The sequence below is a fragment of the Sphingomonas sp. R-74633 genome (genome assembly GCF_013416555.1).
Taxonomy (GTDB): Bacteria; Pseudomonadota; Alphaproteobacteria; order Sphingomonadales; family Sphingomonadaceae; genus Sphingomonas.
In genome coordinates this window covers 157,500-180,550 of the sequence record NZ_JACCFG010000003.1, presented here as the reverse complement: position 1 = coordinate 180,550, position 23,051 = coordinate 157,500, and the positions used below count along the sequence as shown (strand labels likewise).

General features: G+C 66.6%; 23 protein-coding genes and 1 pseudogene. 9 read left to right on the top strand and 15 right to left on the bottom strand.

Annotated features, from left to right (window positions below):
• Positions 1 to 23: 23 nt before the first annotated feature.
• Entirely contained in the window at positions 24 to 359 is a 336-nt protein-coding gene (locus HZY97_RS10965; RefSeq protein WP_180143502.1) for a hypothetical protein, read from the top strand.
• 60 nt (positions 360 to 419) lie between these two features.
• On the opposite strand, the gene HZY97_RS10960 is transcribed toward HZY97_RS10965, so the two are convergent.
• Together HZY97_RS10960 and HZY97_RS10955 are read right to left on the bottom strand one after the other, a co-directional pair.
• Entirely contained in the window at positions 420 to 917 is a 498-nt protein-coding gene (locus HZY97_RS10960; protein WP_180143500.1) for a Dps family protein, read from the bottom strand.
• Between the two features lie 94 nt (positions 918 to 1,011).
• Positions 1,012 to 1,575 carry a TMEM165/GDT1 family protein gene (locus tag HZY97_RS10955; RefSeq protein ID WP_180143498.1) on the bottom strand — a complete coding sequence of 188 codons (564 nt, stop codon included), beginning with the start codon at positions 1,573 to 1,575 and terminating at the stop codon, positions 1,012 to 1,014.
• Between the two features lie 176 nt (positions 1,576 to 1,751).
• Here HZY97_RS10955 and rpmG point away from each other — a divergent pair, with 176 nt between their 5' ends.
• Positions 1,752 to 1,919, top strand: a complete 168-nt coding sequence (gene rpmG / locus HZY97_RS10950; protein WP_025560997.1) for a 50S ribosomal protein L33 — start codon at positions 1,752 to 1,754, stop codon at positions 1,917 to 1,919.
• A 150-nt stretch (positions 1,920 to 2,069) separates the two neighbouring features.
• Here rpmG and HZY97_RS10945 read toward each other — a convergent pair.
• Positions 2,070 to 2,429: pseudogene (locus HZY97_RS10945) on the bottom strand (response regulator); the annotation flags it as partial.
• Positions 2,430 to 2,466: 37 nt separating this feature from the next.
• Here HZY97_RS10945 and HZY97_RS10940 point away from each other — a divergent pair.
• The 4 genes from HZY97_RS10940 to HZY97_RS10925 all read left to right on the top strand — a co-directional run bounded on the left by HZY97_RS10940 (position 2,467) and on the right by HZY97_RS10925 (position 4,877).
• Positions 2,467 to 2,733: a DUF3572 domain-containing protein gene (locus HZY97_RS10940; protein ID WP_180143494.1), complete on the top strand. Its 267-nt coding sequence runs from the start codon at positions 2,467 to 2,469 to the stop codon at positions 2,731 to 2,733.
• On the top strand, positions 2,730 to 3,365 hold the full coding sequence (locus HZY97_RS10935) for an HAD family hydrolase (protein ID WP_180143492.1): 636 nt from the start codon (positions 2,730 to 2,732) through the stop codon (positions 3,363 to 3,365). The genes HZY97_RS10940 and HZY97_RS10935 overlap by 4 nt, the downstream gene beginning before the upstream one ends.
• A gap of 8 nt (positions 3,366 to 3,373) precedes the next feature.
• Positions 3,374 to 3,838: a RidA family protein gene (locus HZY97_RS10930; protein ID WP_180143490.1), complete on the top strand. Its 465-nt coding sequence runs from the start codon at positions 3,374 to 3,376 to the stop codon at positions 3,836 to 3,838.
• 253 nt (positions 3,839 to 4,091) lie between these two features.
• The gene (locus tag HZY97_RS10925; RefSeq protein ID WP_180143488.1) at positions 4,092 to 4,877 is read left to right on the top strand and encodes a TorF family putative porin; all 786 of its coding nucleotides are present in this window, start codon (positions 4,092 to 4,094) and stop codon (positions 4,875 to 4,877) included.
• A 103-nt stretch (positions 4,878 to 4,980) separates the two neighbouring features.
• Here the strand turns inward: HZY97_RS10925 and HZY97_RS10920 are convergent, their stop codons facing one another.
• Genes HZY97_RS10920 through HZY97_RS10910 form a run of 3 tightly spaced genes read right to left on the bottom strand, consistent with a single transcriptional unit; the run spans position 4,981 to position 8,856 of the window.
• Positions 4,981 to 5,394: a DUF3035 domain-containing protein gene (locus HZY97_RS10920; RefSeq protein WP_180143486.1), complete on the bottom strand. Its 414-nt coding sequence runs from the start codon at positions 5,392 to 5,394 to the stop codon at positions 4,981 to 4,983.
• Positions 5,387 to 5,956, bottom strand: coding sequence for a signal peptidase II (gene lspA, locus HZY97_RS10915; RefSeq protein ID WP_180143484.1), 570 nt, complete (start codon positions 5,954 to 5,956; stop codon positions 5,387 to 5,389). The genes HZY97_RS10920 and lspA overlap by 8 nt, the downstream gene beginning before the upstream one ends.
• Complete coding sequence (locus HZY97_RS10910; protein WP_180143482.1) at positions 5,953 to 8,856, bottom strand: isoleucine--tRNA ligase; 2,904 nt, start codon at positions 8,854 to 8,856, stop codon at positions 5,953 to 5,955. Before HZY97_RS10910 ends, lspA begins: the two co-directional genes overlap by 4 nt.
• A 109-nt stretch (positions 8,857 to 8,965) precedes the next feature.
• Between HZY97_RS10910 and HZY97_RS10905 the strand changes: the two genes are divergently transcribed.
• Entirely contained in the window at positions 8,966 to 9,178 is a 213-nt protein-coding gene (locus tag HZY97_RS10905; protein WP_180143480.1) for a hypothetical protein, read from the top strand.
• On the opposite strand, the gene HZY97_RS10900 is transcribed toward HZY97_RS10905, so the two are convergent.
• The 5 genes from HZY97_RS10900 to HZY97_RS10880 are packed head-to-tail and all read right to left on the bottom strand — an operon-like array spanning position 9,175 to position 13,430.
• Complete coding sequence (locus HZY97_RS10900) at positions 9,175 to 10,095, bottom strand: bifunctional riboflavin kinase/FAD synthetase (protein ID WP_180143478.1); 921 nt, start codon at positions 10,093 to 10,095, stop codon at positions 9,175 to 9,177. The genes HZY97_RS10905 and HZY97_RS10900 overlap by 4 nt on opposite strands.
• Before the next feature lie 20 nt (positions 10,096 to 10,115).
• The gene (locus HZY97_RS10895) at positions 10,116 to 11,288 is read right to left on the bottom strand and encodes a dipeptidase (protein ID WP_180143476.1); all 1,173 of its coding nucleotides are present in this window, start codon (positions 11,286 to 11,288) and stop codon (positions 10,116 to 10,118) included.
• The gene (locus HZY97_RS10890) at positions 11,285 to 11,761 is read right to left on the bottom strand and encodes a dihydrofolate reductase (protein ID WP_180143474.1); all 477 of its coding nucleotides are present in this window, start codon (positions 11,759 to 11,761) and stop codon (positions 11,285 to 11,287) included. The genes HZY97_RS10895 and HZY97_RS10890 overlap by 4 nt, the downstream gene beginning before the upstream one ends.
• Positions 11,758 to 12,639 (bottom strand): hypothetical protein, encoded by an 882-nt coding sequence (locus tag HZY97_RS10885; RefSeq protein ID WP_180143472.1) that lies wholly within the window; start codon positions 12,637 to 12,639, stop codon positions 11,758 to 11,760. The genes HZY97_RS10890 and HZY97_RS10885 overlap by 4 nt, the downstream gene beginning before the upstream one ends.
• Entirely contained in the window at positions 12,636 to 13,430 is a 795-nt protein-coding gene (locus HZY97_RS10880) for a thymidylate synthase (protein WP_180143471.1), read from the bottom strand. Before HZY97_RS10880 ends, HZY97_RS10885 begins: the two co-directional genes overlap by 4 nt.
• Before the next feature lie 131 nt (positions 13,431 to 13,561).
• Between HZY97_RS10880 and HZY97_RS10875 the strand changes: the two genes are divergently transcribed.
• The gene (locus tag HZY97_RS10875) at positions 13,562 to 13,957 is read left to right on the top strand and encodes a JAB domain-containing protein (protein WP_180143470.1); all 396 of its coding nucleotides are present in this window, start codon (positions 13,562 to 13,564) and stop codon (positions 13,955 to 13,957) included.
• Here HZY97_RS10875 and HZY97_RS10870 read toward each other — a convergent pair.
• The 4 genes from HZY97_RS10870 to HZY97_RS10855 all read right to left on the bottom strand — a co-directional run bounded on the left by HZY97_RS10870 (position 13,943) and on the right by HZY97_RS10855 (position 19,859).
• Positions 13,943 to 14,710, bottom strand: a complete 768-nt coding sequence (locus tag HZY97_RS10870; protein WP_180143469.1) for a class I SAM-dependent methyltransferase — start codon at positions 14,708 to 14,710, stop codon at positions 13,943 to 13,945. The two genes, HZY97_RS10875 and HZY97_RS10870, sit on opposite strands and share 15 nt — an antisense overlap.
• Positions 14,707 to 15,834: a peptide chain release factor 2 gene (prfB, locus tag HZY97_RS10865; RefSeq protein ID WP_180143468.1), complete on the bottom strand. Its 1,128-nt coding sequence runs from the start codon at positions 15,832 to 15,834 to the stop codon at positions 14,707 to 14,709. The genes HZY97_RS10870 and prfB overlap by 4 nt, the downstream gene beginning before the upstream one ends.
• Before the next feature lie 77 nt (positions 15,835 to 15,911).
• Positions 15,912 to 18,425 carry a penicillin-binding protein 1A gene (locus HZY97_RS10860; protein WP_180143467.1) on the bottom strand — a complete coding sequence of 838 codons (2,514 nt, stop codon included), beginning with the start codon at positions 18,423 to 18,425 and terminating at the stop codon, positions 15,912 to 15,914.
• A 171-nt stretch (positions 18,426 to 18,596) separates the two neighbouring features.
• The gene (locus HZY97_RS10855) at positions 18,597 to 19,859 is read right to left on the bottom strand and encodes an N-acetylmuramoyl-L-alanine amidase (RefSeq protein WP_180143465.1); all 1,263 of its coding nucleotides are present in this window, start codon (positions 19,857 to 19,859) and stop codon (positions 18,597 to 18,599) included.
• 507 nt (positions 19,860 to 20,366) lie between these two features.
• On the opposite strand from HZY97_RS10855, the gene HZY97_RS10850 reads away from it, so the two are divergent.
• A complete protein-coding gene (locus HZY97_RS10850; protein WP_180143463.1) occupies positions 20,367 to 23,039 on the top strand; it encodes a ribonuclease E/G in 2,673 nt (890 codons plus the stop codon).
• Positions 23,040 to 23,051 lie beyond the last annotated feature (12 nt).

The following is a 23,051-nucleotide window of genomic DNA, read 5'->3' as shown; positions in this document are numbered from 1 at the left end:
ACCACCGGAGGGGACTCCACGTAATGAAGCTTATTCTCACCGCCGCCGTTCTCGCTTGCGCGCCCGCGGCTGCCTTCGCCCAGACCGCGCCGGCACCTGCGCCGACCACGGCTCCGGCCCCGGCTGCGACTCCGGCCGTCGCGGCCAAGTTCAGCGCCGACACCCCGATCGAGGCGCTGTTCGCCAATGAAGCCGCCAAGGCGGTCCTCGTCGCCGACGGCCTGGGCGATGTCGACAAGCACCCCAGCTATGACCAGTTCAAGGCGATGAGCTTCCGCGCGGTCGCTCCCTATTCGGACGGCAAGATCACCGACGAGATCCTCGCCAAGCTCGACGCGGATCTGGCCAAGATCAAGTAACGAAAAGGGGCCGGACTCTCGCGAGTTCGGCCCCTTCTCATTTCCTCGAGCGCGCGGCTGTCAGCCCTTGCGCGAAGCCTCGAACAGGAACCAGGCGCGCTCCTCGGCCTGGTCGGTCCATTCGTCGACGATCCCGCTGGTCGCATTGTCGCCGGCATCCTCGGCAGCCTGCTTCACCGTGCGGAAGCTCTCGACCAGCTTGAGATTGTCCTCGCGCAGCTCGGCGAGCATGTCGCCCGGCGACACATAATCCGCGTCATTGTCCTTCAGCGTCTGGCGGCGCGCGATGTCGCCGATCGAGCGCAGCGTGATGTTGCCGGTCTTGCGCACGCGCTCGGCGATCGCATCGGTGATCCCGTAGATCTGCGCGGCCTGATCATCGAGCAGCAGGTGATAATCGCGGAAATGCGGGCCCGAGACGTGCCAGTGGAAATTCTTCGTCTTGAAATAGAGCGCGAAGCAATCCGCCAGCGCGCTGTTCAGCGCGTCCGCAACACTCTTGGTATCGTTGCGATTGAGGTCGGTGGGGGTGCGGAGCGCCGCATTGGTATCGGTCATGTTCGTCCTCCCGGAATCGGTTCGCAGGGTCAACGATCGGGATATAGGGAGGCTCCATGCGATGCACTTGCAATTTCCCGATCTGAGTGATCGATCAGGTCAAGCGCAGCGCCCCCAGGCCGATCCAGATGCCGGCGCCCATGAAGGCGATGCCGCTGAGGATGCGCAGCCAGTGAAAGGGCGCATCGCGCCAGATCCGCTCGCCGAGCACCGCGGCGACAAAGGCGACTCCGAAGGCGCCGATCGAGGCACCCGCCGCGGCGAACCAGGGCTGGCCGCTCGTCGACAGCGCAAGCGTGAAGAAGGGCGTGCTCTCGCCGAAGGAGAGAATCAGCACGCCCAGGAATGTCGTGAAGATCGAACCGAGCTTCCACCCGTCCAGCCGGTCCTTGACCTTGTTCGACCCGATCGATCCGAGCGCGCCGAAGATCAGCGCCATGGCGAGCAGCAGCGCGCGGGCATTGGGCGTCATCATCGGGCCGATCAGTGACCCGCCGACGCCCGTCGCGAAATTGGTCGCGGCATGGGCGAGGCCCGCGGCGATCGCCACCGTGAGCGGCCGCCCATAGCGATCGGCGAGGATCGCCGTCAGCGTGGCCGGCTTGTCGCAAAGCTGGGTTAGGACGGCCAGAAGGAAGGCCGGGACCAGAGCTTCCATGGCGCTTCCCTTTCGCCGCTATCCTGCCCGGACAGGGTTAAACCCGCGTGAAGCATGCCGGGTGCGCGCGCCAGCCTTGACTTTCGGGAGAGAATCGCACAGTTGCCCGCGTCTGGCAGCGGCGCGCTACTCGCGTGCCGCTCTTTTCATTTTGAACGATTCAAGGGTTTCGGGTCATGGCTAAGCCGACCACTGTCAAGATCAAGCTCGTCAGCACGGCGGACACGGGTTTCTTCTACGTCACGAAGAAGAATCCGCGCACCCAGACCGAGAAGTTCTCGTTCCGCAAGTACGACCCGGTCGTGCGCAAGCATGTCGAGTTCAAGGAAGCGAAGATCAAGTAAGCCAGGCTTAGGCCTGTCTCCCCCTGGCCGCGCGCCGGGGATTGATCAGAACAAGAGCCCCGGGCCCTTAGGCTGCGGGGCTTCTTCTGTGCCCGCTTCCGGCGGCGCCTGAGGCTCCGGCGCAGGAGCGGGAGCCGGTGATTCGGCCGGCATCAGCGCGCGCACCTCTTCCATGAAGCGCACCAGGCTGATCGGCTTGGAGACATAGGCGTTCGCGCCCGCCGCGCGGATCCGCTCCTCGTCGCCGCTGCCGGCATAGGCGGTCACTGCCATGATCGGGATCGTGCGCAGCTTCGAATCGAGCTTCATGTGCTGAATGATCTCGAGGCCCGTGATGTGCGGCATCTGGATGTCCATCACCACCAGCTGCGGATCGAACTCGCGCGCCCGCGCCACGGCTTCGCGCCCGTCGCGCACCGGCTCGGCTTCGAACTGGTGCGCGCGCAGCAGGTCGCAGAACAGCTTCAGATTGAGTTCGTTGTCCTCGACAACGAGCACCCTTTTTGCCACGCGCTAACCCCCGGATCCAATAAGGCTGATGTAGGGTATGGCGAGCGCGGAAACAAATGCGGAAGCGCTGGCGCTGCAGGCACTTGTGTGGACGCTGGGCGACGAATCACGGGCCCGGCGGCTGCTTGAGCTGACCGGCCTCGACCCTTCCGACCTGCGCGCGCGCGCCGGGGACGCGGTGGTGCTTGCCGCCACGCTTTCCTTCCTCGAATCGTACGAGCCCGATCTTGTCGCCTGCGCCGAGGCGCTCGACATCAGCCCCGAACAACTGGTCGCCGCCCGGGCGATCCTGGAGCCCCGATGAAACCCCTGCTGATCACCGATTGCGATGAAGTCCTGCTCCACATGGTCCGCCATTTCGGCGTGTGGCTGGGCGAGGCGCATGACATCGAGTTCACTCCCGACGGCGCCGATTTCACCAATTCGATGCGCCGCCGCGCCGATTCGTCGGTGATCGAGCGTGAGGAGATGTGGGGACTGCTCGACGGCTTCTTCCCTGCCGAGATGGACCGTCAGACCCTCGTGCCGCACGCCCGCGAGGCGCTGGCCGCGCTCGCCGCGCGCGCCGACATCGTCGTGCTCACCAATCTCCAGGATCATTGCCGCGATCACCGCATCGCGCAGCTGGCGAATCACGGCATCCAGCACCGGGTGGAGTGCAACCAGGGCGGCAAGGGCTCGCCCGTCGTCCGGCTGGTCGAGGAATTCCGGCCGAGCGTCACCGTGTTCGTCGACGATCTCGCGCATCACCACGAATCGGTGGCGAAGCATGCGCCCGGAGTGTTCCGCCTCCAGATGATCGCCGAGCCGAGCCTGGCGCCCAATGTCGCCAAGGCGCCGGACGCGCATGCCCGAATCGATGACTGGCTGGAGGCGCGCAGCTGGATCGAGGCGCGCTTCGACGCAGGCTTGACCGCCGACGCGGTGAGTGGTTGAGCGGGGCCATGACCACGCATGTCGATCGCAAGCTCGAAGAGCTTGGCCTCACCCTTCCCGAAGCCGCAGCGCCCGTCGCTGCCTATGTGCCCGTAGTGGAGGCGAATGGCCTGCTCCACATCTCGGGCCAGCTCCCCTTCAAGGACGGCGCGCTGATGACCGGCCGGCTCGGCGAAGACCGTGACCTGGCGTTCGGCGCCGAAGCCGCGCAGCGCTGCGCGCTGATGCTGGTCGCGCAGATCCAGAAATATCTGGGCGGCGACATTTCGCGCGTCGAGCGGATCGTGAAGCTCGGGGTGTTCGTGAACTCGTCCGCCGACTTCACCGATCAGCCCAAGGTCGCCAATGGCGCCTCCGAGCTGATGCAGGCGCTGTTCGGCGATGCCGGCAAGCATGCCCGCAGCGCCGTGGGTGTGCCGGTATTGCCGCTGGGCGCGGCAGTCGAGATCGACGCGATCGTCCAGATCCGCTGATTTAAGCCTTTTGGGTTTCTGCTGCCGGTCCGTTCCCACCTAGGGAGCGGGCCGGTGCTGCTTTTGGCGCCTGTGGCCTGCCAGCAACAGTTCGTCACGATCCCGTGACGGAACAGCAATTAATGTTGTGCGGTGCAGCGTCGTACGGCAAGGAAGTTGTGCAACCGCAAGCAGCGCAGGCCCCTGGTGGCAATCGACGCAGTACCGGTCGCAGCAGGCGGGAACCCTTTTAGATAAACGGGAAGGGTATTCCATGCGCTACACGATCATCAGCCTGGCCGCGCTTGCGGTTGCGGCGGCAGCCACCCCCGCGATGGCCCAGGATCAGACCGATCCGGCACCCGCGATCACCGTCAGCGGCAGCGTCGGCGTCGTCAGCGATTACAAGTTCCGCGGCATCTCGCAGACCGACGGCAATTTCGCCGTGCAGGGCGGCATCACCGTCAGCCACGAGTCCGGCTTCTACATCGGCACCTGGGGTAGCTCGATCGATGACTATGTCACCGTTCACGGCACTGCCCATCAGGAGCTCGACCTGATCGCCGGCTACAAGCACAGCTTCGACGGCGTCACCGTCGATGTCGGCGCGGTCTATTATGTCTATCCGGGCACGCGCCTGAGCGGCGACACCAGCGCCTCGGACTTCATCGAGCCCTATCTGTCGGTCGCCTACACGGTCGGCCCGGTCACGGGTAAGGTCACCGGCAATTACGCACCGAAGCAGAAGGCGCTGGCGATCGACCAGGGCCTGACCGGCGCGTTCAAGAACGAAGATAATTTCTACCTGGCCGGCGATCTCTCGGCTTCGATCCCGGGCACGCCGATCGGCCTTACCGGTCACCTTGGCCACACTTGGGGTCCGAGCTGGCTGTCGGGCCCGACCAGCGAATATACCGACTGGTCGGTGGGCGCGACGGCGACCTGGAAGGCGCTGACCTTCGGCGTCTCCTATGTCGACACCGACACAGATTTCATCACGCCGACCGGCAAGAACGCCGCCAAGGGCGCCGTGCTCGGTTCGGTGAGCGTCGCCTTCTAAAAGTTGGGGGGAAGGGGAGCGCCGCGCGCTCCCCGCCATACGGAAACGCCGGCCTGCAGGGGGATGCAGGCCGGCGTTTCTTATTTGGGTTGGAGCAGGCCGCTTACTTGGGCGTGCTGGCCTTGGCATCCTTGCCGTCGCCTTCCGGCGCCGCGACGATGTCCCGCGTGGTGCTGCCCTTGTCGATCACATTGGTCGTCGGGCTGCCCGCGGTCGAGCGCGCGCTCTGGTCGGCGCCGGTGCTGCCCGACGAATCGAGAATGGCCTGCTCGCCGGGGCTGCGCGCGGCCGAGCCGCCGAACATCGCGTCGAGCGCCTGGTTGGCGGGGTTGCCTTCCTGCGGGCGCGGGGCGCCCGGCTGCGGCGGGACCAGCGAGAAGTCGGGCGGGATCACCAGCGGCGCCTGGCGCGCGACGGCGAACTCGTCCGGACGGGCGCGGTCATAGCCCTTCTTGGAACAGGCGGAGAGCGAGGCCGCGACGGCAATGCCAGCCACGATGGTAACGATCTTACGCATTGACTTCATTCTCCACAGCGGCCGGGCTGTCGCCTGCGGCCTTATCGCGCACTAGGAGCGCGCGGATCAACAGGATCAGCACGCCGATGGTAATCGCCGCATCGGCGACGTTGAAGACCAAAAACGGGCGCCACGTCCCGAAATGAAGGTCGGCGAAATCGACGACGAAACCGAGGCGCGCCCGGTCGAGGATGTTGCCCAGCGCGCCGCCCAGCACCATGCCGAGCGCGCAGACATCGGGCAGCTTCTTCTCGCGGAACATCCACCAGATGACACCAGCGGCAATGGCGCCGGTAAGCAGCACGAGCATCCAGCGGGTCGCATCGCTGTTCGCCGCGAACAGCCCGAGCGACACGCCGATATTGGCGACGAAGCGCAGGTCGAAGATCGGCAGCACTTCCTGGACATGGTTGAGCCCGTCGAGGCCGAGCTTCTGCTCGATCAGCGTCTGGACGAACTTGAGGTCGACTCCGAGCCCGCGCACGACCAGCAGCTTCGTCACCTGATCGATGACAAAGACCAAGGCCGCCACGGCAAAGCCGATTCCACGAGTCACGTTCATTCCACCACCCCGGCACAGCGGTCGCACAAGGCGCCGTCCTGCGCAACTTCCGGAAGATGGCGCCAGCACCGGCCGCATTTGTGGCGCTGGGTGGGCGTTACCGTGACCGTTTCACCGGGGCGGACCGCCGAGACGATGAACAGCTCGGTGAGATCCGCTTCCGACGCGGGCAGGCTGGGCACGGTGACTTCGGCCTCGAGGCTCGAGCGGACCTGCTTTTCGCGGCGATAGGGCTCGATCGCCTCGGTCACCTGCTGGCGCAGCGCACGGATCGCGGTCCAATCGGACTGGACGGTCGCGCCCTCGGGCAGCACCGGCCATTCGAGCATGTGGACCGACTCGTCTTCGCTCGGGAAGCGGGCCTGCCACACTTCCTCGGCGGTGAAGGCGAGGATCGGTGCGGCATAGCGAACCAGCGCGTGGAACAGCACATCGAGTACCGTGCGATAGGCACGGCGCTTCGCCGCGGTCGGCGCCTCGCAATAGAGGCAGTCCTTGCGGATATCGAAGAAGAAGGCCGACAGGTCCTCGTTCATGAAATCCGTCAGCGCGCGGCTGTAGCGGTTGAACTCGAACGCATCCGCGGCGCTGCGCAGCTCGGTATCGAGCTCGGCCAGCTTCGCCAGGATGTAGCGCTCGAGCTCGGGCATTTCGGCCACGGCGATCCGCTCGCCCTCCTCGAACCCGTCGAGCGCGCCGAGCAGATAGCGGAAAGTGTTGCGGACCTTGCGATAGGCGTCGCCGGTGCCGGCCAGCACTTCCTTGCCGATGCGGACGTCATCAAAATAGTCGGTCTGCGCGACCCACAGCCGCAGGATATCGGCGCCGCCCTGGTCGATCTCCTTGAGGGGATCGATGACATTGCCTTCCGACTTGGACATCTTCTTGCCCTTGCCGTCGAGCGCGAAGCCGTGGGTCAGCACCGCGTCATAGGGCGCGCGGCCGCGCGTGCCCGAGGACTCCAGCAGCGACGACTGGAACCAGCCGCGATGCTGGTCCGAACCCTCGACATAGAGGTCGGCACGCGTGCCGACGCCGTAGCGCGCCTCGATCACGAAGCTGTGCGTCGAGCCCGAATCGAACCAGACGTCGAGGATGTCGGTGATCACCTCATAATGCGCCAGATCATACTTTTCGCCGAGCAGTGCCTGATGGTCCGCCTGGAACCACGCATCGGCGCCGCCGGTGGTGAAAGCCTCGAGGATGCGCGCGTTCACGTCGGGATCGCGGAGATATTCGCCGGTCTGGCGGTGGACATAGAGCGCGATCGGCACGCCCCAGGCGCGCTGGCGGCTGATCACCCAGTCGGGGCGGCCCTCGACCATCGCGCGGATGCGGTTCTGCGCCTTTTCGGGCACCCAGCGGGTGTTCTCGATCGCATCGAGCGCGATGCCGCGCAGCGTCGCGCCGTTCGAGGCGGTGGCGTCACGCGATTCGGGATCCCAGCTCGCATCGCGCAGCGCGCCGGCCGGACGGTCCATCGGGATGAACCACTGCGGGGTGCAGCGGAAGATCACCTTGGCCTTGGAGCGCCAGCTGTGCGGATAGCTGTGCTTGAAGTCGTCCGAGGCGGCGAGCAGCGCGCCGGCTTCGCGCAGGTCGGTGCAGATCGGGCCGTCGCTTGCCACGAACTTCTTGTTGATCACCGAACCCTGGCCGCCGAGCCACAGCCAGTCGGCGCGGTACATGCCCGCGCCATCGACCGCGAACACCGGATCGATGCCATGCGCCTTGCAGAGCAGGAAGTCGTCCTCGCCGTGGTCAGGCGCCATATGGACAAGGCCGGTGCCGGCATCGGTGGTGACGAAGTCGCCGGGCAGGAACGGACGCGGCTTGGCGAAGAAGCCGCCGAGGTGGTGCATCGGATGCCGGGCGATCGTGCCCGCGAGATCCGCTCCCTTGATCGTAATGTCAGGATCGATTTCGAGATCGAAACCGACCTCGGGCGAGCCGACCGCACTCAGATCGATGCTCTTCAGAGAAGCCTTCAAGCGAGCCTTGAGCGCTTCAACAAGCGCGGCCGCTACCAGTATCGGCCTATCAAACCAGCCGTTGTATAGCGGGTGTGCGTGAATGATGCCCCAAGCGGCCTCGCCGCCAACCAGCACGGGACGTACGAGAACGTAGTCAATCTCCGGACCATAGGCGAGTGCCTGGTTTACCGGGATCGTCCACGGCGTGGTCGTCCAGATTACCGCATTGGCGCCTTCCAGCCCGGCAGTCGGGCTTTCGGTGATTTGAAACGCGACGTCGATCTGCGTCGAGACGATGTCTTCGTACTCAACCTCGGCCTCGGCCAGCGCGGTCTTTTCGACGGGCGACCACATCACCGGCTTGGCGCCGCGATAGAGCTGGCCGCTCTCGGCGAACTTGAGCAGCTCGCCGGCGATGATCGCCTCGCTCTCGAAGTTCATCGTCAGATACGGGTTGAACCAGTCGCCCATCACGCCGAGGCGCTCGAACTGGCCGCGCTGCACGCCCACCCATTTCTCGGCATAAGCGCGGCATTCGGCGCGGAAGGCGACGGGGTCGACTTCGTCCTTGTTGAGCTTCTTGGCGCGGTACGCCTCTTCGACCTTCCACTCGATCGGCAGGCCGTGGCAGTCCCAGCCCGGCACATAGGGCGCGTCCTTGCCCATCAGGCTCTGCGAGCGGACGATGATGTCCTTGAGGACCTTGTTCATTGCATGGCCCATGTGAATGTCGCCATTCGCATAGGGCGGGCCATCGTGCAGGAGGAAGCGCGGGCGGCCGGCACGCTGCGCGCGCAGCTTGTCGTACAGCCCGATCTTCGCCCAATGCGCGAGAATGGCCGGCTCCTTCTGGGCCAGTCCGGCCTTCATGGGGAACTCGGTCTTCGGCAGGAAGACGGTGTCGCGATAGTCTTTTTGGTCGGTCATGCGTGCGCGGGAATTAGAGGAAGCGTGCCGCCCATGCAAAGCCGATGTTTGAAAGGGCGATTCACCACCTATTTGCGGAACCCCCGCCGCGCTCGGGCGTCGAACAACTATGATCCATGTTAAGCGTTCCGCCCCACCGGAAGTGGACGAAATCGCCGAGCTGGCTGGCCAGTATCTCCTGCTGCCCGCAGCGGAAGGGCTGTCCCGCATCGACGCGCAGGTTACCCGCGCTACCGACGAATCGCGCTGGGACGATGTCAGCAAATGGCACCGGGTGAAGTTCCGGCTGATCCGGCTGCACCAGCAGCAGGTGATTCGCTAGCCGAGGATCGCCCGCGCCTTCGCGGCATCGAGGTCCATTTGCACCTTGAGCGCGTCCATCGATTCGAACTTCGCCTCGGGGCGCAGATAGTCGATCAGCTGGACTTCGATCGTCTGGCCGTAGAGGTCGCCCGAGAAATCGAAGAAGAACGGCTCGAGCAGCTCGACCGGCGGCTCGAAGGTCGGGCGGATGCCGAGGCTGGCGACGCCGCCGAGCACCCGGCCGTCCTGAAGGCGCCCGCGCACCGCATAGATGCCGTAGGCGGGGCGCAGATAGTTCGCCATGCTCAGGTTCGCAGTCGGAAAGCCCAAGGTGCGGCCGACCTGGTCGCCATGCTGGACCATGCCTTCGATCGCGAAGGGGCGGGTGAGCAGGCGGGCGGCCTCGGCCGGGCGGCCTTCGCGCAGATGTTCGCGGATCCGGCTCGATGAGACGGTCTCGCCGTCGAGCTGCACCGGCGCCACGGTCTCCGCGGAGAAGCCGAGTTCGGCGCCCAGCGCAGCGAGCATCGCCACGTCGCCCTCACGCCCCTTGCCGAAGGTGAAGTCGTCTCCGGTCACCACGCCGCCTGCGCCGATCCGCTCGACCAGCAATTCGCCGAATTGCCGGGCGCTGAGTGCAGCCAGTTCGGCGTTGAACGGGAAGACCAGCATCGCATCGACGCCCGCTTCGGCGAGCAGCCGCTGGCGCTGGTCCATGGTGGTCAGGCGGAACCAGGGGCTGTCGGGGCGGAAATAACGCTGCGGGTGCGGATCGAAGGTGCCGACCAGCGCCGGGCGCCCCTCGGCACGGGCACGCGCCACTGCATGGCCGACCACGGCCTGATGCCCGAGGTGAAATCCATCGAAATTGCCGAGCGCGACGATCGCGCCCCGATAGCGGGGAGGGACTGCCGAGCCGCCGTCGAGACGCTCCATGGCCGGGGCTATAGGAGCCCTCAGCGCCCCGGCACAATCCCCGCCCGGATCACGCGCAGCACATTGCCGCCCATCACCTTGCGAATGTCGTCCACCGAGAGCCCGGCATCGAGCAGCCCCTGGGTGATCGCGATCAGCTGCGACGAATCCCAGCCGGTGGTCACCGCGCCGTCGAAATCCGAGCCCAGGCCGACATGGTCGACGCCGACAATGTCGCGCACATGCAGGATCGCGCGAACGACATTGGCCGGCTCGGTGCCGCAGATCGCCGCGTCCCAATAGCCGATGCCGACCACGCCGCCGGTGCGCGCGACGCCGCGGACCTCGTCGTCGGTCAAGTTGCGGTTGACCTTGCAGGTCGCCTGCACGCCGCCATGGCTGGAGACGACCGGGCGCTTCGCCATCGCCAGGATCTCGGCGACGGTCTCATGGCTCGAATGGGCGATGTCGACGATCATGCCGAGCTGCTCCATCCGCGCCACCACCTGGCGGCCAAGCGGGGTGAGCCCGCCCTTTTTCATCCCGTGCATCGATCCGGCGACGTCATTGTCGAAGAAATGCGCCATGCCGGCCATGCGGAAGCCGGCGCCGTAGAGCTTGTCGAGATTGCCGAGATCGCCCTCCATGTCCTGCAGGCCCTCGATCGAGAGCATCCCGCCGACCAGCTTCTTGCCGGTCGCGCGATCGGCGAGCAGCAGGTCGAGATCGGCGGCGGTGCGGATCACCCGCAGCTTGCCGTTCGACCCCGCGGCGGCGCGATCGAGCTTGCGGGCATGGAAGAGCGAGCGCTCGAGCAGCGAGGTCCAGGTCTTGGGCGGCTGGAGCTGCGCGATCGTCAGCAGCGTGATGTTGTCGGTATCGGCGCCATTGGCGTCGTAATTCTGGTGCTTCGGCGTCTTGGTGACCGAGGAGAAGACCTGCAGCGTGTAATTGCCTTCGAGCAGGCGCGGCAGGTCGACCTGCCCGGTGTTCGAGCGCTCGAGCAGGCTGCGGCGCCACATCAGCGTGTCGGCGTGCATGTCGGCGATCTGCAGGCTGGCGTGGAGCTGCTTGGCCGCTTCGCTTGGGCGGGTCAGCTTGACCGGCACCACCTTGTTCATGCTGCCTTCGACGATTCCCGGCGCAAAGCCGAAGAAACCGACCGCGGCGAGCACGAGCACGGCCAGCAGGCCCCAGAGGATCTTCTTCTTCATGATGGCACCCGCTCCAGCGTCACGAAGCTATAGGCAGGGCGCCCCGCTTCTTGCGGATAGTCCTCGCGTGCAACTTCGCGCCATTCAACCCCGAAAGCGGGGACATGCGCGTCGCCTTCATACTCGCCATGGATTTCGGTGAGCTCGATCCGGTCGGGCGTGAACAGCGCGAACACTTGCGCCCCGCCGATCACCGCGACATCGCCGTCGCCCGCGAGTGCCAGCGCCTCGGCGGGCGAATGCGCGACTTCGGCACCCTCGGCATGCCAGCCGGTATCGCGGGTGAGCACGATGTGGCGGCGGCCGGGCAGGGGGCTGGGGAAGCTCTCGAAGGTCTTGCGGCCCATGATCATCGGCTTGCCCATGGTCTGCGCCTTGAAGTGCTTCAGGTCGGCGGGCAGGTGCCAGGGCAGCTTGCCGTCGACACCGATCACGCCATTGTCGGCGCGGGCGAGATGGAAGGAGATGGTCATAAAGGTGCGTCGCTTCCCTTGCCGAACATCGCCCGCCAGACCTCGGCATAGCGCGGATCGCGGATGCCGGCGCCGTGATAGGGGTTGGGGCTCTTCGCGCCGAAGCCCGGCGGCAGGTCGAGCGACAGTACATGGATCTGCGCGTCGGTGAGCCCGAGCGCGGCATAGGCCGGGCGGATCAGCGCGACGGTGTTCTCATGGGCGTTATACGCGGCCTGCCAGCGGGCGATCGGCGTGACGCCGGGGGCGGCGATCCACGGCGCGGGCTTCCTCTGGCGGCCGCTGGTTTCCCAGGGGCTCGAGAACAGCACGACGCGGCGGACGAGATGGCGCTTGGCGATCCAGGCGGCCATGCCTGCGCCCTGCGACTGGCCGGCGAGCAGGATCGAGTCCCAGCGCAGCGTGTCGCCGTCGAGGTGGCGGCTCCAGCCTTCCTGGGGATGCGCCTGATCGAGTGCGCGCAGCAGTGCGATCAGGCGCGGGACGATCGCCTCCGCGGTGGAATTGTGCACGACTTTCGACTTGCCGGTGCCGAACACGCGCATCTCGCGGAAATCGCTCGCGCAATCCGGATCGGGATTGGCAGTGCACGGCTCGGTCACCGAGACGTCATTGTCATAGCTGAGCGCGATCGCGCGGTAGCCGAGCCGCGCCACGAAGCGCATCAGCTGGAGGTTATAGGCCGGCTTGCCGTTGGTGCCGGGCAGGAACACCGCGAGCGGCGCGTCGGCGGGCAGGCCGGGCTCGACGATCGCGAGGTTGGGGTCGTCGAACGCCTTTACCGCCGGATCGAGGCGCGAGGGCACCACCGAATATTCGGTGAGCCGGTCGGATGCCGGTGCCAGCGCCAGCAGGGCAAGCGCGGCGAGCCGGATCATACCGCCACCGGCGCCTTGATGTGCGGCTGGGCCTCGTATCCGTGGATCACGAAATCCTCATATTCATAGGCGTCGATCGACCGCGCCTTGCGCAGGATCTCGAGGCGCGGGATCTGGCCGGGGGTGCGGCTCAGCTGCTCGCGGGCCTGGTCGAGATGGTTCGAATAGAGGTGGCAATCGCCGCCGGTCCACACAAAGTCGCCCACTTCGAGCCCTGCCTGCTGGGCGAGGAGATGGGTGAGCAGCGCGTAGCTGGCGATGTTGAACGGCACGCCCAGGAAGATGTCGGCCGAGCGCTGGTAGAGCTGGAGGCTCAGCCTGCCCTTCGCGACATGGCACTGGAACAGGCAGTGGCACGGCGCCAGCGCCATCGCGTGGAGCTCGCCGGGGTTCCAGGCGGAGACGATCATCCTGCGTGAAGACGGGTTGGTCTTTAGCGTCTCGATCAATTCCTTGATCTGGTCGATATGGCGGCCGTCCGCTGCCTCCCAGTCGCGCCACTGCTTGCCATAGACCGGGCCGAGCTCGCCATTCTCGTCGGCCCATTCGTCCCAGATGCTGACCTTGCGCTCCTGCAGCCACTTCACATTGGTGTCGCCGCGCAGGAACCAGAGCAGTTCGATCAGGATCGAGCGCAGATGCAGCTTCTTGGTGGTGAGCAGCGGGAAGCCCTCGCGCAGATCGAAGCGCATCTGGTGGCCGAACACGCTGCGGGTGCCCGTGCCGGTGCGGTCCATCTGCTCGGCGCCGTGGTTGAGCGCGCGGTCCATCAGGTCGAGATATTGCTGCATGCGCCCAGCCTAGTCCCGCGCCCCGGCGCCGCCAAGCTGTGGATGCTATGTCCATTGTGGACAAATGCCTCTCCACTCCGGACGCGGTCCCGCTTCGGCGAGGGTGGCCGGGATGGCAGGGCCGGGAGGCGATGGTTCCCCGCGTGCCTCACCCCTGGCGGCTGCACGATTCGCAGGCCGCGGGCGACCTGTTCGCGCCGCTTGCGCGCGAGAGCGTGGAGGTGCTCGCCTTCGTCTATCTGGGCGCCGGGCAGCAGGTGCTGGGGATGCGCCATGCCCGTTCGCTGCAGAGCGATCGGCTCGACCTGCCGATCCGCGCGATCGCGGCGGACGCGCTCGCCTTTGATGCCTGCGGCCTGGTGATGGCGCACAACCATCCGAGCGGCGATCCCACCCCCAGCCAGGCGGACCGCGAGGCGACGCGGCGGCTTGCCCGCGCGCTCGATCCGCTCGGCATCCGCCTGCTCGATCACCTGGTGGTCGCTGCGCGCGGCATCACCAGCTTTCGCAGCCTAGGGTTCCTTTGAGTCGCTCGGCACGGTCGCCGGCGCGGCGGTCTTGCCGCTCTTGCAGGCGCGGATCGCGCTCGGCTCGGGCCGCTCGGCGCCCGCCTGGAAGATCGCGATATAGCCGCCGGCCGACGGCATCGGCTTGATCGAGACGAGCCGGTAGCCGACCGCGGCGAACTCGCATTTGAGCAGCTCGGGCGGGGTGCCGTGGAGCTCGGTCGGCCGGTTGGCATCGACCACCACGACCTGGCCGTCGGGCGCCAGCGCGGGCCAGAGCCGCCACAGGAACTCGTAGGGGCTCTCGATCTCATGATACATGTGCACCATCAGCACCCGGTCGAAGCTGTTCTCGGGCAGGCGCGGATCGGCGGGAAGGCCCAGGCGCACGCTGACATTGTCGAGCCGCTCGCGCAGCACGCGGCCGGCGAGCTTCTGGATCGTGTCGGGCACGATGTCCTCGGCGACCACCCGGCCCTTCTTGCCGACACGCGCGCCGAGGCGGATCGTGTAATAGCCCTCGCCCGCGCCGATATCGGCGACGGTCATGTCGGGCTTGATGCTCGCCAGGTCCATCACCTGGCCCGCTTCGTTCAGCCGGTCGCGCGCTTCCTCGGTCGACCACCGCGGCGACAGGATCGAGGCGACCGGGCGGTCGGCGGCGGGGAAGCCGTTATTGGTCGACGGTATGCTCTGCTGCTTGTTGTCGATCACCGGGCTGCCGCTGCAGGCAGCCAGCGCGATCGTCAGGAGCAGGGCAGCGCCGCGTCTCAATCGACATCCTCCACATCGACCGTCTCGCCGGTCACGCGCTGGGATAGCGCAGCCGCCATGAACGCGTCGAGATCCCCGTCGAGCACATCGCCCGGCGCCGTCGAGGTGACTCCGGTGCGCAGGTCCTTCACCAGCTGATAGGGCTGAAGGACATAGGAGCGGATCTGGTGGCCCCAGCCGATGTCGCTCTTGGTCGCGTTGGTCGCGTTCGCCACCGCCTCGCGCTCGGCCAGTTCGCGCTCGTAGAGGCGCGCGCGCAGCTGGTTATAGGCCTCGGCCTTGTTCTTGTGCTGCGAGCGCTGGTTCTGGCACTGCACCACGATGCCCGTCGGAAGGTGGGTGATGCGCACCGCCGAATCGGTGGTGTTGATGTGCTGGCCGCCCGCGCCCGATGCGCGATAGGTATCGATGCGCAGCTCGCTCTCGTTGATCTCGATCTCGATATTGTCGTCGATCACCGGATAGACCCACACGCTCGAGAAGCTGGTGTGGCGCCGCGCCGCGCTGTCATAGGGAGAGATGCGGACGAGGCGGTGCACGCCGCTCTCGGTCTTGGCGTAGCCATAGGCGTTCTCGCCCTTCACCAGCAGCGTGGCGGACTTGATGCCCGCCTGTTCGCCGGCGTGGAAATCGACCAGCTCGACCTTCAGCCCGTGGCGCTCGGCCCAGCGCGTGTACATGCGCTGGAGCATGCCCGCCCAGTCGTTGCTCTCGGTGCCGCCGGCGCCGGCGTTGATCTCGATATAGCTATCATTGGCATCGGCCTCGCCCGAAAGCAGGGCCATGACCTTGTCCTTCTCGGCGCGCGCGGCGAGCGCGGCGAGGCCGGCAGTGCCTTCGGTCGCCATTTCCTCATCGCCTTCCGCCTCGGCCATCTCGATCAGCTCGGCGGTGTCGTTGAGCTCGGACTCGATCGCGCGCGTGGCACCGATCGCCTCGTCGAGGCGGCGGCGCTCGCGCATCACGTCCTGGGCGGCCTTCGCGTCGTTCCACAGGGTCGGGTCCTCGACGCGCGCATTGAGCTCGTCGAGCCGGCGCAGCGCACGGTCCCAATCGAGGAACCGGCGGAGCAGTGCGAGCGACTCCTTGATGTTGTCGACATGAGCCTGCGCTTCGGCGCGCATGGGTTTTCTCCAGATACTTCAAATGGCGGTTCGAAAACCGCGATCGCTAAACGCAAGATAGGGACGAAGGGCGCCCGCTAGTAGATTCCGCCCTCGCGTTGCAAGAAATCGCTGTCGCCTTCCTGCTTCTTCTCGACGGTCTTCTTCTCGACTGCCTTGGTTTCGGTGCCCTCGTCCTGCCCGCGGCGGCCGCGGCGCTGCTCGGTATCGGGCTTGAACGCTTCCCAGATCACCGGCGAGAGCGGGTCATTGCCCGGCCAGGCGCCGTTGACCGGCTTGCCGCTCGCGCGATCGATGCGGACCATGCGGATGCCCTGCGGCGCGGTGAAGGCCACCTTCTCCATGTCCTTGAACGCGGGGATCGCGAATTCCTTGAAGATCGGCGCCGCGATCGAGCCGCCCTGGGCATAGCCGCCCAGATTGGTCGGCGTGTCATAGCCGAGATACAGGCCGCCGATCATCTGCGGGGTGCCGCCGACGAACCACACATCGGTCGGACCCGAGGTGGTGCCGGTCTTGCCCATCATCGGGCGGCCAAGGTCGCGCAGCACCGTCGCGGTGCCGCGCTGGATCACGCCCTCGGTGATATGGACCATCTGATAGGCGGAGAGCGGATCGAGCACCTGCTTGGCGCGATTGACCGGCCGCGGCATCGCGCCGCCCTTCCAGTCGGGTGCGTTGCAGCCTTCGCAGGCACGCCAGTTCTCGGGCCACACCACCTGGCCCTTGCGGTTCTGGACGAAGTCGATGAGCGACGGGTTGAGCGCCCGGCCATGGTTCACCAGGATCGAATAGGCGTTGACCATGCGCATCACGGTCGTCTCGCCCGCGCCCAGCGCATAGCTGAGATAGGGCGGGAATTTCTGCCGCGACACGCCGATGCGCTGCATCAGGTCGGTGACATGATCCATGCCCGCCTGGTTGGCGATCTGCACCGTCATCAGGTTGCGCGACTGCTCGATGCCCCAGCGCAGCGTCTTGGGACCGGCACCGCGGGCATTGCCGAAATTCTTGAAGCATTTCTGGCCGAGATTGGCGCCCTGCCACACGCAGAACGGGCCATCGACCACGATCGAGGTTGGCGTCATCCCCTGCTCGAGCGCGGCGGCATAGACGATCGGCTTGATCGTCGAGCCCGGCTGGCGCTGCGCCTGGGTGGCGCGGTTGAAGCTCTGGATGCGCGAATCGAAGCCGCCCTGCATCGCCAGCACGCGGCCGGTGCGCGGGTCCTCGATCACCATGCCGCCCGAGACCTTGGGGATCGAGCGCAGCGACCATTGGCCGGAGGCTTCCGGCGCCACCGCGACGATGTCGCCCGGCTGGAACGCATCGAACGCCTGGCCGCCCTTGCCGCGCACCGGCATCGTCGCCGCCCATTTGGGGATGGTGCCGGTGCTGCCGTCGTCGAAGCCGATCTGCCAGCCATCGCCTGCGCGTTCGATCAGCACGCCGGCGCGCCAATCCTCATAGTCGAGGCCGATATTGGTATTGAGGAACGACTGGAGCCAGCTCTTGCCGACATCGGCATGGCCGATCGGCCCGGACCAGCCGCGGCCGCGATCATAGCGCAGCAGGCCATCCCGAAGGGCTTTCTGGGCGTATTCCTGCAGCTTGGGATCGAGCGAGGTGCGTACCCACAGGCCGCCCGAATAGACCGAATAGGGCCCGCTCGCATCGGTCTCGCCGAACTTGTCGAGCAGCTGGCGGCGCACTTCCTCGGTGAAATAGCCGCCGACGCGCTCGGTCCGGGGCGTCTGGCGCGGCACCGTGCCGAGCGGCGAGGCGACCGCCGAATCATGCTGGGCCTGGTCGATAAAGCCATTCTCGAGCATCTGCCCGAGCACCCAGTTGCGGCGATCGAGCGCGCGCTGGGTGTGGCGTTCGGGATCGTAATTGGACGGACCCTTGGGCAGGATCGCCAGATAGGCCATTTGCGGCAGGCTCAGCTGATCGAGCTCCTTGCCGAAATAGGCCTGGCTCGCCGCCTCGACGCCGCCGGCGTTACGCCCCAGCTCGATCGAGTTGAGGTAGAGCTCCATGATCTGCTGCTTGGTGAGCACATCCTCCATGCGCCAGGCGAGGATGCCTTCCTTGGCCTTGCGCAGATAGCTGCTCTCATTGCCGACCAGCAGGTTCTTGGCGACCTGCTGCGTGATCGTCGAGGTGCCGCGCGGCGTCGAGCCGCTGATCAGGCCCTGGACCGACGCGCGGATCAGGCCGGGGAAATCGACGCCGTGATGCTCGAAGAAGGTCTTGTCCTCGGCGGACATATACGCGTCGACGAGCAGCTTGGGATATTCGGGGAAGCTCAGCTGCACGCGGCGTTCGCGCGCATAGCTGTGGATCGGCAGCCCTTCCGCCGAGCGGACATTGGTCGGCAGCGGCGGCTCGTAATTCTTGAGCGTGTCGACCGAGGGCAGGTTGCGCGCGATGAACAGCCAGATCAGGAACACGAACAGGCCGGCGAGCAGCGCCAGCACTGCGAGGATCCGGAACCACCAGCGGTGGCGGACGCGACCGAACAGCCCCTTGAAGCCCCCGATCTCGCGCTTGATGCGCATCTTTACGCTGGAAGGTGAACCGTCGGACATGCGGCTCGCGGTTTAGCAGGATTGGGGAGCGAGGGAAGCCGGACTCTGGCGCTCCGGTCCGGTCCCTCCGCCATTGCGGCAAATTCACACCGAAACGGGATTATACCGCCTTCGGAACCACTTCCCCCGGAGCCCTCTATAATGAGCCCCGAGGGGAGTGAGGGGATGCGATCAACGGGACGCGAGCGTCCGCGACGCCATGCGCGTCGCGAAATGGATTTCCACGGCCTTGCGCACGCTCTCGGCCACTTTCTTGCGTCCCTCGTCCGAGGCGAGGAAGGCGGCATCGCTGTTGTTCGAGATATAGCCCGTCTCGAACAGCACCGAAGGCATGTCCGGTGCTTTCAGCACCATCAGCGAGGCCATGCGGTGGTAATTGGCCTTGATCGGGATCAGCGGCTGGGCCTCGCGGCCGAGCAGCCGGGCGAAGCTCGCCGATGCGTTCATCGTCTCACGCTGGGTGAGGTCGATGAGGATCGAGGAGATGTCCGGATTCTGCGTGCCGAGATCGACGCCGGCGATGATGTCGGCCTTGTTCTCGCGCGCCGCCAGCCGAGCCGCTTCCTTGTCGGAGGCGACTTCGGAGAGCGTGTAGACGGTGGCGCCCGAGGCGCCTTCGTTGCCCGCGCTGTCGCAATGAACCGAGATGAACAGGTCGGCGCCCAGCTTGCGGGCAAGCCCGTAGCGCTCCTGGAGCACCAGGAAGCGGTCATCGTCGCGGGTCAGTGCCACGCGGACCCGGCCCGAGGCGAGCAGCGCATCCTTCATGGCGAGCGCCGCCTTGAGGGTGAGGTCCTTTTCGCGCAGGCCATTGGCGCCGATCGCGCCGGGGTCATGCCCGCCATGCCCGGCATCGATCACCACGAGCGGTCGGTCGGCGGCGCCATAGACGCGCGGCAATGCTGCAGCGGGCGCACGCCGCGGCAGCGCGATCGACGCGCTGTAGCTGCTGTGGCTCGCGGGCTGCACATAAGAGAAAGGCGGCAGGAAGCTCATCCGGCGCTCGGCGGCGGCGCGCGCGAACTGCGCGTCATCGACGGTGCGCAACTGGAGCGTGAGCGTGCGGCCGTCGCTGCCGAACTTGCCTTCGGTCACGATTGCCGGCCGCGCGAGATCGAGCACGATTCGCGCGCCCTCGGCCCCTTGCGAGCCCTGGCGGATGCTCAGCACCGGTCCGTCCGCATAGGCGCGGCTGCCCGGCTCGGCGCCCTTGGCGTCGAGCACGATGCGCTGCGGTCCGGCGAGCACAAAGGCGCTCGCCTGCGAAACGGGTGCGTCGAAACGGACGATCACACGATCGCCTTTCACACGCACTTCCTGCACGGCGCCCGCCCAACTGGGAACTCCAGTTAGCCAACCGGAGAGCAAGGCGAGCAGGAACAGCACCCGCGCGGTATGCCGCGACGGGACTGGAGGGGTCCAGCCCAAAACCATAGATTGATACTCTGAGTTACGCGTCTGCCCTGACGAGACCGGACTAGGAGACGCGCCTCAAATCGCCGTGAAACTATGCGGTTAATTTCGGATTCGGCATATTTTTGCCGGCAACACGGCAAATACTTGCCGGGAGCATTGCCGGTTACGCGATTGGAATGACCCAAGGTTGCCGGGTGGCATCGGCAGTGCTAGGCAGTTCGCGCCGGCCCTTGCGCCGGCCGTATCCCGCGGCCACATCTGCCGCGACAGTTCAGGTTGACGCTCGCATGAGGCAATTTCCGCAACGTCTGCGATCCCAGGCCATCCGGCCGGGGTGCGTGGTGACGTCGGAGTTTGCGAACCACCGGTTCGCGCGTGCCCTGCAAGCAGCAGCAGTTTTCGAAACCCGCGAGACCATCGCCGGCGAATCCGCCGGCCAGGTCCGCATTGTATGTCGCGCGCCTGCGCGAGCCCTCCGCAACACAAATCCAGAGGGCTGGGGCCGGCGCGCCCGGAGAATAATAAATGACCATGCGTATGCTGATCGACGCACGCCACCGGGAGGAAACCCGGGTGGCCGTCGTCAAGGGAAGCCGAATCGAGGAGTTTGATTTCGAGTCCGCTGAGCGCAAGCAGCTCAAGGGCAATATCTATCTGGCCAAGGTAACCCGCGTGGAGCCGTCGCTCCAGGCGGCGTTCGTGGATTACGGTGGCAACCGCCACGGCTTCCTGGCCTTTAGCGAAATCCATCCCGACTATTACCAGATCCCCAAGGAAGACCGCGAAGCGCTGCTGCGCGAAGAGGCCGAGCACGCCGCTGAGGAAGCTGCGCTGCGCGCCGAAGAGGATGGCGATGACGACCATCTCGACGGCGATGACGGCGTCGAAGTGCTCGAGCGTCCGCAGGACGAAGAAGAGGATCACGATCACGACCACGAGGACGCCGAAGGCGAAACCTCGGAGGGCGAGAGCGAAGGCGACGGTCGCGGCCGTGGCCGCGGTCGCGGCAAGCGCCGTGGCGGCGGGGGCGAGGACTCGCCCGCAGAGGCACTGCGCCAGCGCCGCATGAACCTGCGCCGCCGCTACAAGATCCAGGACGTGATCCGGCGCCGCCAGGTGCTGCTCGTCCAGGTCGTCAAGGAAGAGCGCGGCAATAAGGGCGCGGCCCTCACCACCTATTTGTCGCTCGCCGGCCGCTATTGCGTGCTGATGCCCAACACCGCGCATGGCGGCGGCATCTCGCGCAAGATCAGCTCGGCTGCCGATCGCAAGCGCCTCAAGACGATCATGGCGGACCTCAAGCTGCCGCCGTCGATGGGCTGCATCGTCCGCACCGCGGGCCTCCAGCGCACCAAGGTCGAGATCAAGCGCGACTTCGACTATCTCGCCCGCCTGTGGGATGGGATCCGCGAGGAGACGCTCAAGTCGACCGCGCCCGCGCTCGTCTATGGCGACAGCGACCTTCTGAAGCGCGCGATCCGCGACATCTATAATCGCGACATCGACGAAGTGATCGTCGAGGGCGAGGAAGGCTATCGCCAGGCCAAGGACTTCATGAAGCTCCTGATGCCGAGCCACGCCAAGAAGGTGAAGCAGTACGCCGACGCAGTGCCGCTGTTCCAGCGCGCGGGCGTCGAGGACCAGCTCTCGGCGATGTACAACCCGGTGGTCCAGCTCAAGTCGGGCGGCTATCTGGTGATCAACCCGACCGAGGCGCTCGTCTCGATCGACATCAACTCGGGCCGTTCGACGCGCGAGCATAATATCGAGCAGACCGCGACTGCGACCAACCTCGAGGCCGCGCACGAGATCGCCCGCCAGCTGCGCCTGCGCGACATGGCCGGCCTCGTCGTGATCGACTTCATCGACATGGATCATGGCTCGAACGTCCGTAAGGTCGAGAAGGCGATGAAGGAGGCGCTGAAGAACGATCGCGCCCGCATCCAGGTCGGCCGCATCTCGGCCTTCGGCCTGATGGAGATGAGCCGCCAGCGCCTGCGCACCGGCGTGCTCGAAGCCTCAACCGTGCAGTGCCCGCATTGCGAAGGCACCGGCCTGGTCCGCACCGCATCGTCGGCCGGCCTGTCCGCGCTGCGTCTGATCGAGGACGAGGCGGCCCGCGGCCGCGGCTCGGTGATCACGCTGCGCGCCAGCCAGGAAGCCGCCTTCTACGTGCTCAATAAGAAGCGCGCCGACATCGCCGAGATCGAGGACCGCTACGGCGTGACCGTCGAGATCCTGTCGGACGGCGAGCTCGAGGGCGCGCGCATGTCGGTCGAATGCTCGGGCCCGCCGCCCGCGCACGCACCGCGCTTCGAGAAGCTGGCCGAGGAGCCGGAGGACGACGATTACGTCGAGGAGATCGACGAGGAGGAGGAAGAGCTCGAGGCCGAGGCCGAGAGCGGCCGCCGGGAAGGCCGTGGCGAGCGCCGTGAGCGCGACGAGGGTGAAGGCGATCGCGGCAAGCGCCGCCGCCGCCGCCGGGGTCGTGGCCGTGGCCGCCGCGAGGATGGCGAAGGCGCCGAGGGTGCCGAGGGCGATGTCGAGACCGAAGCCGGTGAAGACGCCGAAGGCGATGTCGAGGGCGAGGAAGCCCCCGCCGCTGCCGAGGGTGAAGGCGAGGGCCGTGAGAATGGCCGCAAGCGCCGTCGCCGTGGCCGTCGTGGCGGTCGCCGTGGCGATCGCGCCGAGGGTGGTGCCGAAGGTGGCGAGGATGCCGAGGGCGATGCCCCGGTAAGCGACGTCGCCGAAATGGCCGAGGCCGCGCCTGAAGCTGCCGAGGAAGCCCCCGCCAAGCCGAAGCGTTCGCGCCGCAAGAAGGTCGAGGCTGTTGAAGCCGAAGCCGCACCCGCGGTCGAGGCTCCGGTCGAAGTGGCTCCCGAGCCCGTTGCAGAGGAAGCGCCGGCCAAGCCGAAGCGCAGCCGCGCGAAGAAGAAGGTGGAGGCCGAGGCCGCACCCGAAGCGCCCGCGGTCGTCGAAGCACCGGCTCCCGAGCCGGTTGCCGAAGAGGCGCCGGCCAAGCCCAAGCGCAGCCGCAAAAAGGCGGTGACCGCCGAGGCGGCCCCGGCTCCGGCCGTGGAAGCCGCAGCAGTCGCGCAGGACGTGGCGCCCGAGGATTCCGCGGAAGCGGGCGACGAAGGCACCAACGAAGACGGCTCGCCGCGCCGCGGCTGGTGGCAGCGCACCTTCGGGGCCTGATCGCCTGAGCTG

Excerpts from the sequence above, each read along its gene's own strand:
- HZY97_RS10965 (WP_180143502.1), top strand. The coding sequence starts at position 24 with ATGAAGCTTATTCTCACCGCCGCCGTTCTCGCTTGCGCGCCCGCGGCT.
- HZY97_RS10960 (WP_180143500.1), bottom strand. The coding sequence starts at position 917 with ATGACCGATACCAATGCGGCGCTCCGCACCCCCACCGACCTCAATCGC.
- HZY97_RS10955 (WP_180143498.1), bottom strand. The coding sequence starts at position 1,575 with ATGGAAGCTCTGGTCCCGGCCTTCCTTCTGGCCGTCCTAACCCAGCTT.
- rpmG (WP_025560997.1), top strand. The coding sequence starts at position 1,752 with ATGGCTAAGCCGACCACTGTCAAGATCAAGCTCGTCAGCACGGCGGAC.
- HZY97_RS10940 (WP_180143494.1), top strand. The coding sequence starts at position 2,467 with ATGGCGAGCGCGGAAACAAATGCGGAAGCGCTGGCGCTGCAGGCACTT.
- HZY97_RS10935 (WP_180143492.1), top strand. The coding sequence starts at position 2,730 with ATGAAACCCCTGCTGATCACCGATTGCGATGAAGTCCTGCTCCACATG.
- HZY97_RS10930 (WP_180143490.1), top strand. The coding sequence starts at position 3,374 with ATGACCACGCATGTCGATCGCAAGCTCGAAGAGCTTGGCCTCACCCTT.
- HZY97_RS10925 (WP_180143488.1), top strand. The coding sequence starts at position 4,092 with ATGCGCTACACGATCATCAGCCTGGCCGCGCTTGCGGTTGCGGCGGCA.
- HZY97_RS10920 (WP_180143486.1), bottom strand. The coding sequence starts at position 5,394 with ATGCGTAAGATCGTTACCATCGTGGCTGGCATTGCCGTCGCGGCCTCG.
- lspA (WP_180143484.1), bottom strand. The coding sequence starts at position 5,956 with ATGAACGTGACTCGTGGAATCGGCTTTGCCGTGGCGGCCTTGGTCTTT.
- HZY97_RS10910 (WP_180143482.1), bottom strand. The coding sequence starts at position 8,856 with ATGACCGACCAAAAAGACTATCGCGACACCGTCTTCCTGCCGAAGACC.
- HZY97_RS10905 (WP_180143480.1), top strand. The coding sequence starts at position 8,966 with ATGATCCATGTTAAGCGTTCCGCCCCACCGGAAGTGGACGAAATCGCC.
- HZY97_RS10900 (WP_180143478.1), bottom strand. The coding sequence starts at position 10,095 with ATGGAGCGTCTCGACGGCGGCTCGGCAGTCCCTCCCCGCTATCGGGGC.
- HZY97_RS10895 (WP_180143476.1), bottom strand. The coding sequence starts at position 11,288 with ATGAAGAAGAAGATCCTCTGGGGCCTGCTGGCCGTGCTCGTGCTCGCC.
- HZY97_RS10890 (WP_180143474.1), bottom strand. The coding sequence starts at position 11,761 with ATGACCATCTCCTTCCATCTCGCCCGCGCCGACAATGGCGTGATCGGT.
- HZY97_RS10885 (WP_180143472.1), bottom strand. The coding sequence starts at position 12,639 with ATGATCCGGCTCGCCGCGCTTGCCCTGCTGGCGCTGGCACCGGCATCC.
- HZY97_RS10880 (WP_180143471.1), bottom strand. The coding sequence starts at position 13,430 with ATGCAGCAATATCTCGACCTGATGGACCGCGCGCTCAACCACGGCGCC.
- HZY97_RS10875 (WP_180143470.1), top strand. The coding sequence starts at position 13,562 with ATGGTTCCCCGCGTGCCTCACCCCTGGCGGCTGCACGATTCGCAGGCC.
- prfB (WP_180143468.1), bottom strand. The coding sequence starts at position 15,834 with ATGCGCGCCGAAGCGCAGGCTCATGTCGACAACATCAAGGAGTCGCTC.
- HZY97_RS10860 (WP_180143467.1), bottom strand. The coding sequence starts at position 18,425 with ATGTCCGACGGTTCACCTTCCAGCGTAAAGATGCGCATCAAGCGCGAG.
- HZY97_RS10855 (WP_180143465.1), bottom strand. The coding sequence starts at position 19,859 with ATGGTTTTGGGCTGGACCCCTCCAGTCCCGTCGCGGCATACCGCGCGG.
- HZY97_RS10850 (WP_180143463.1), top strand. The coding sequence starts at position 20,367 with ATGACCATGCGTATGCTGATCGACGCACGCCACCGGGAGGAAACCCGG.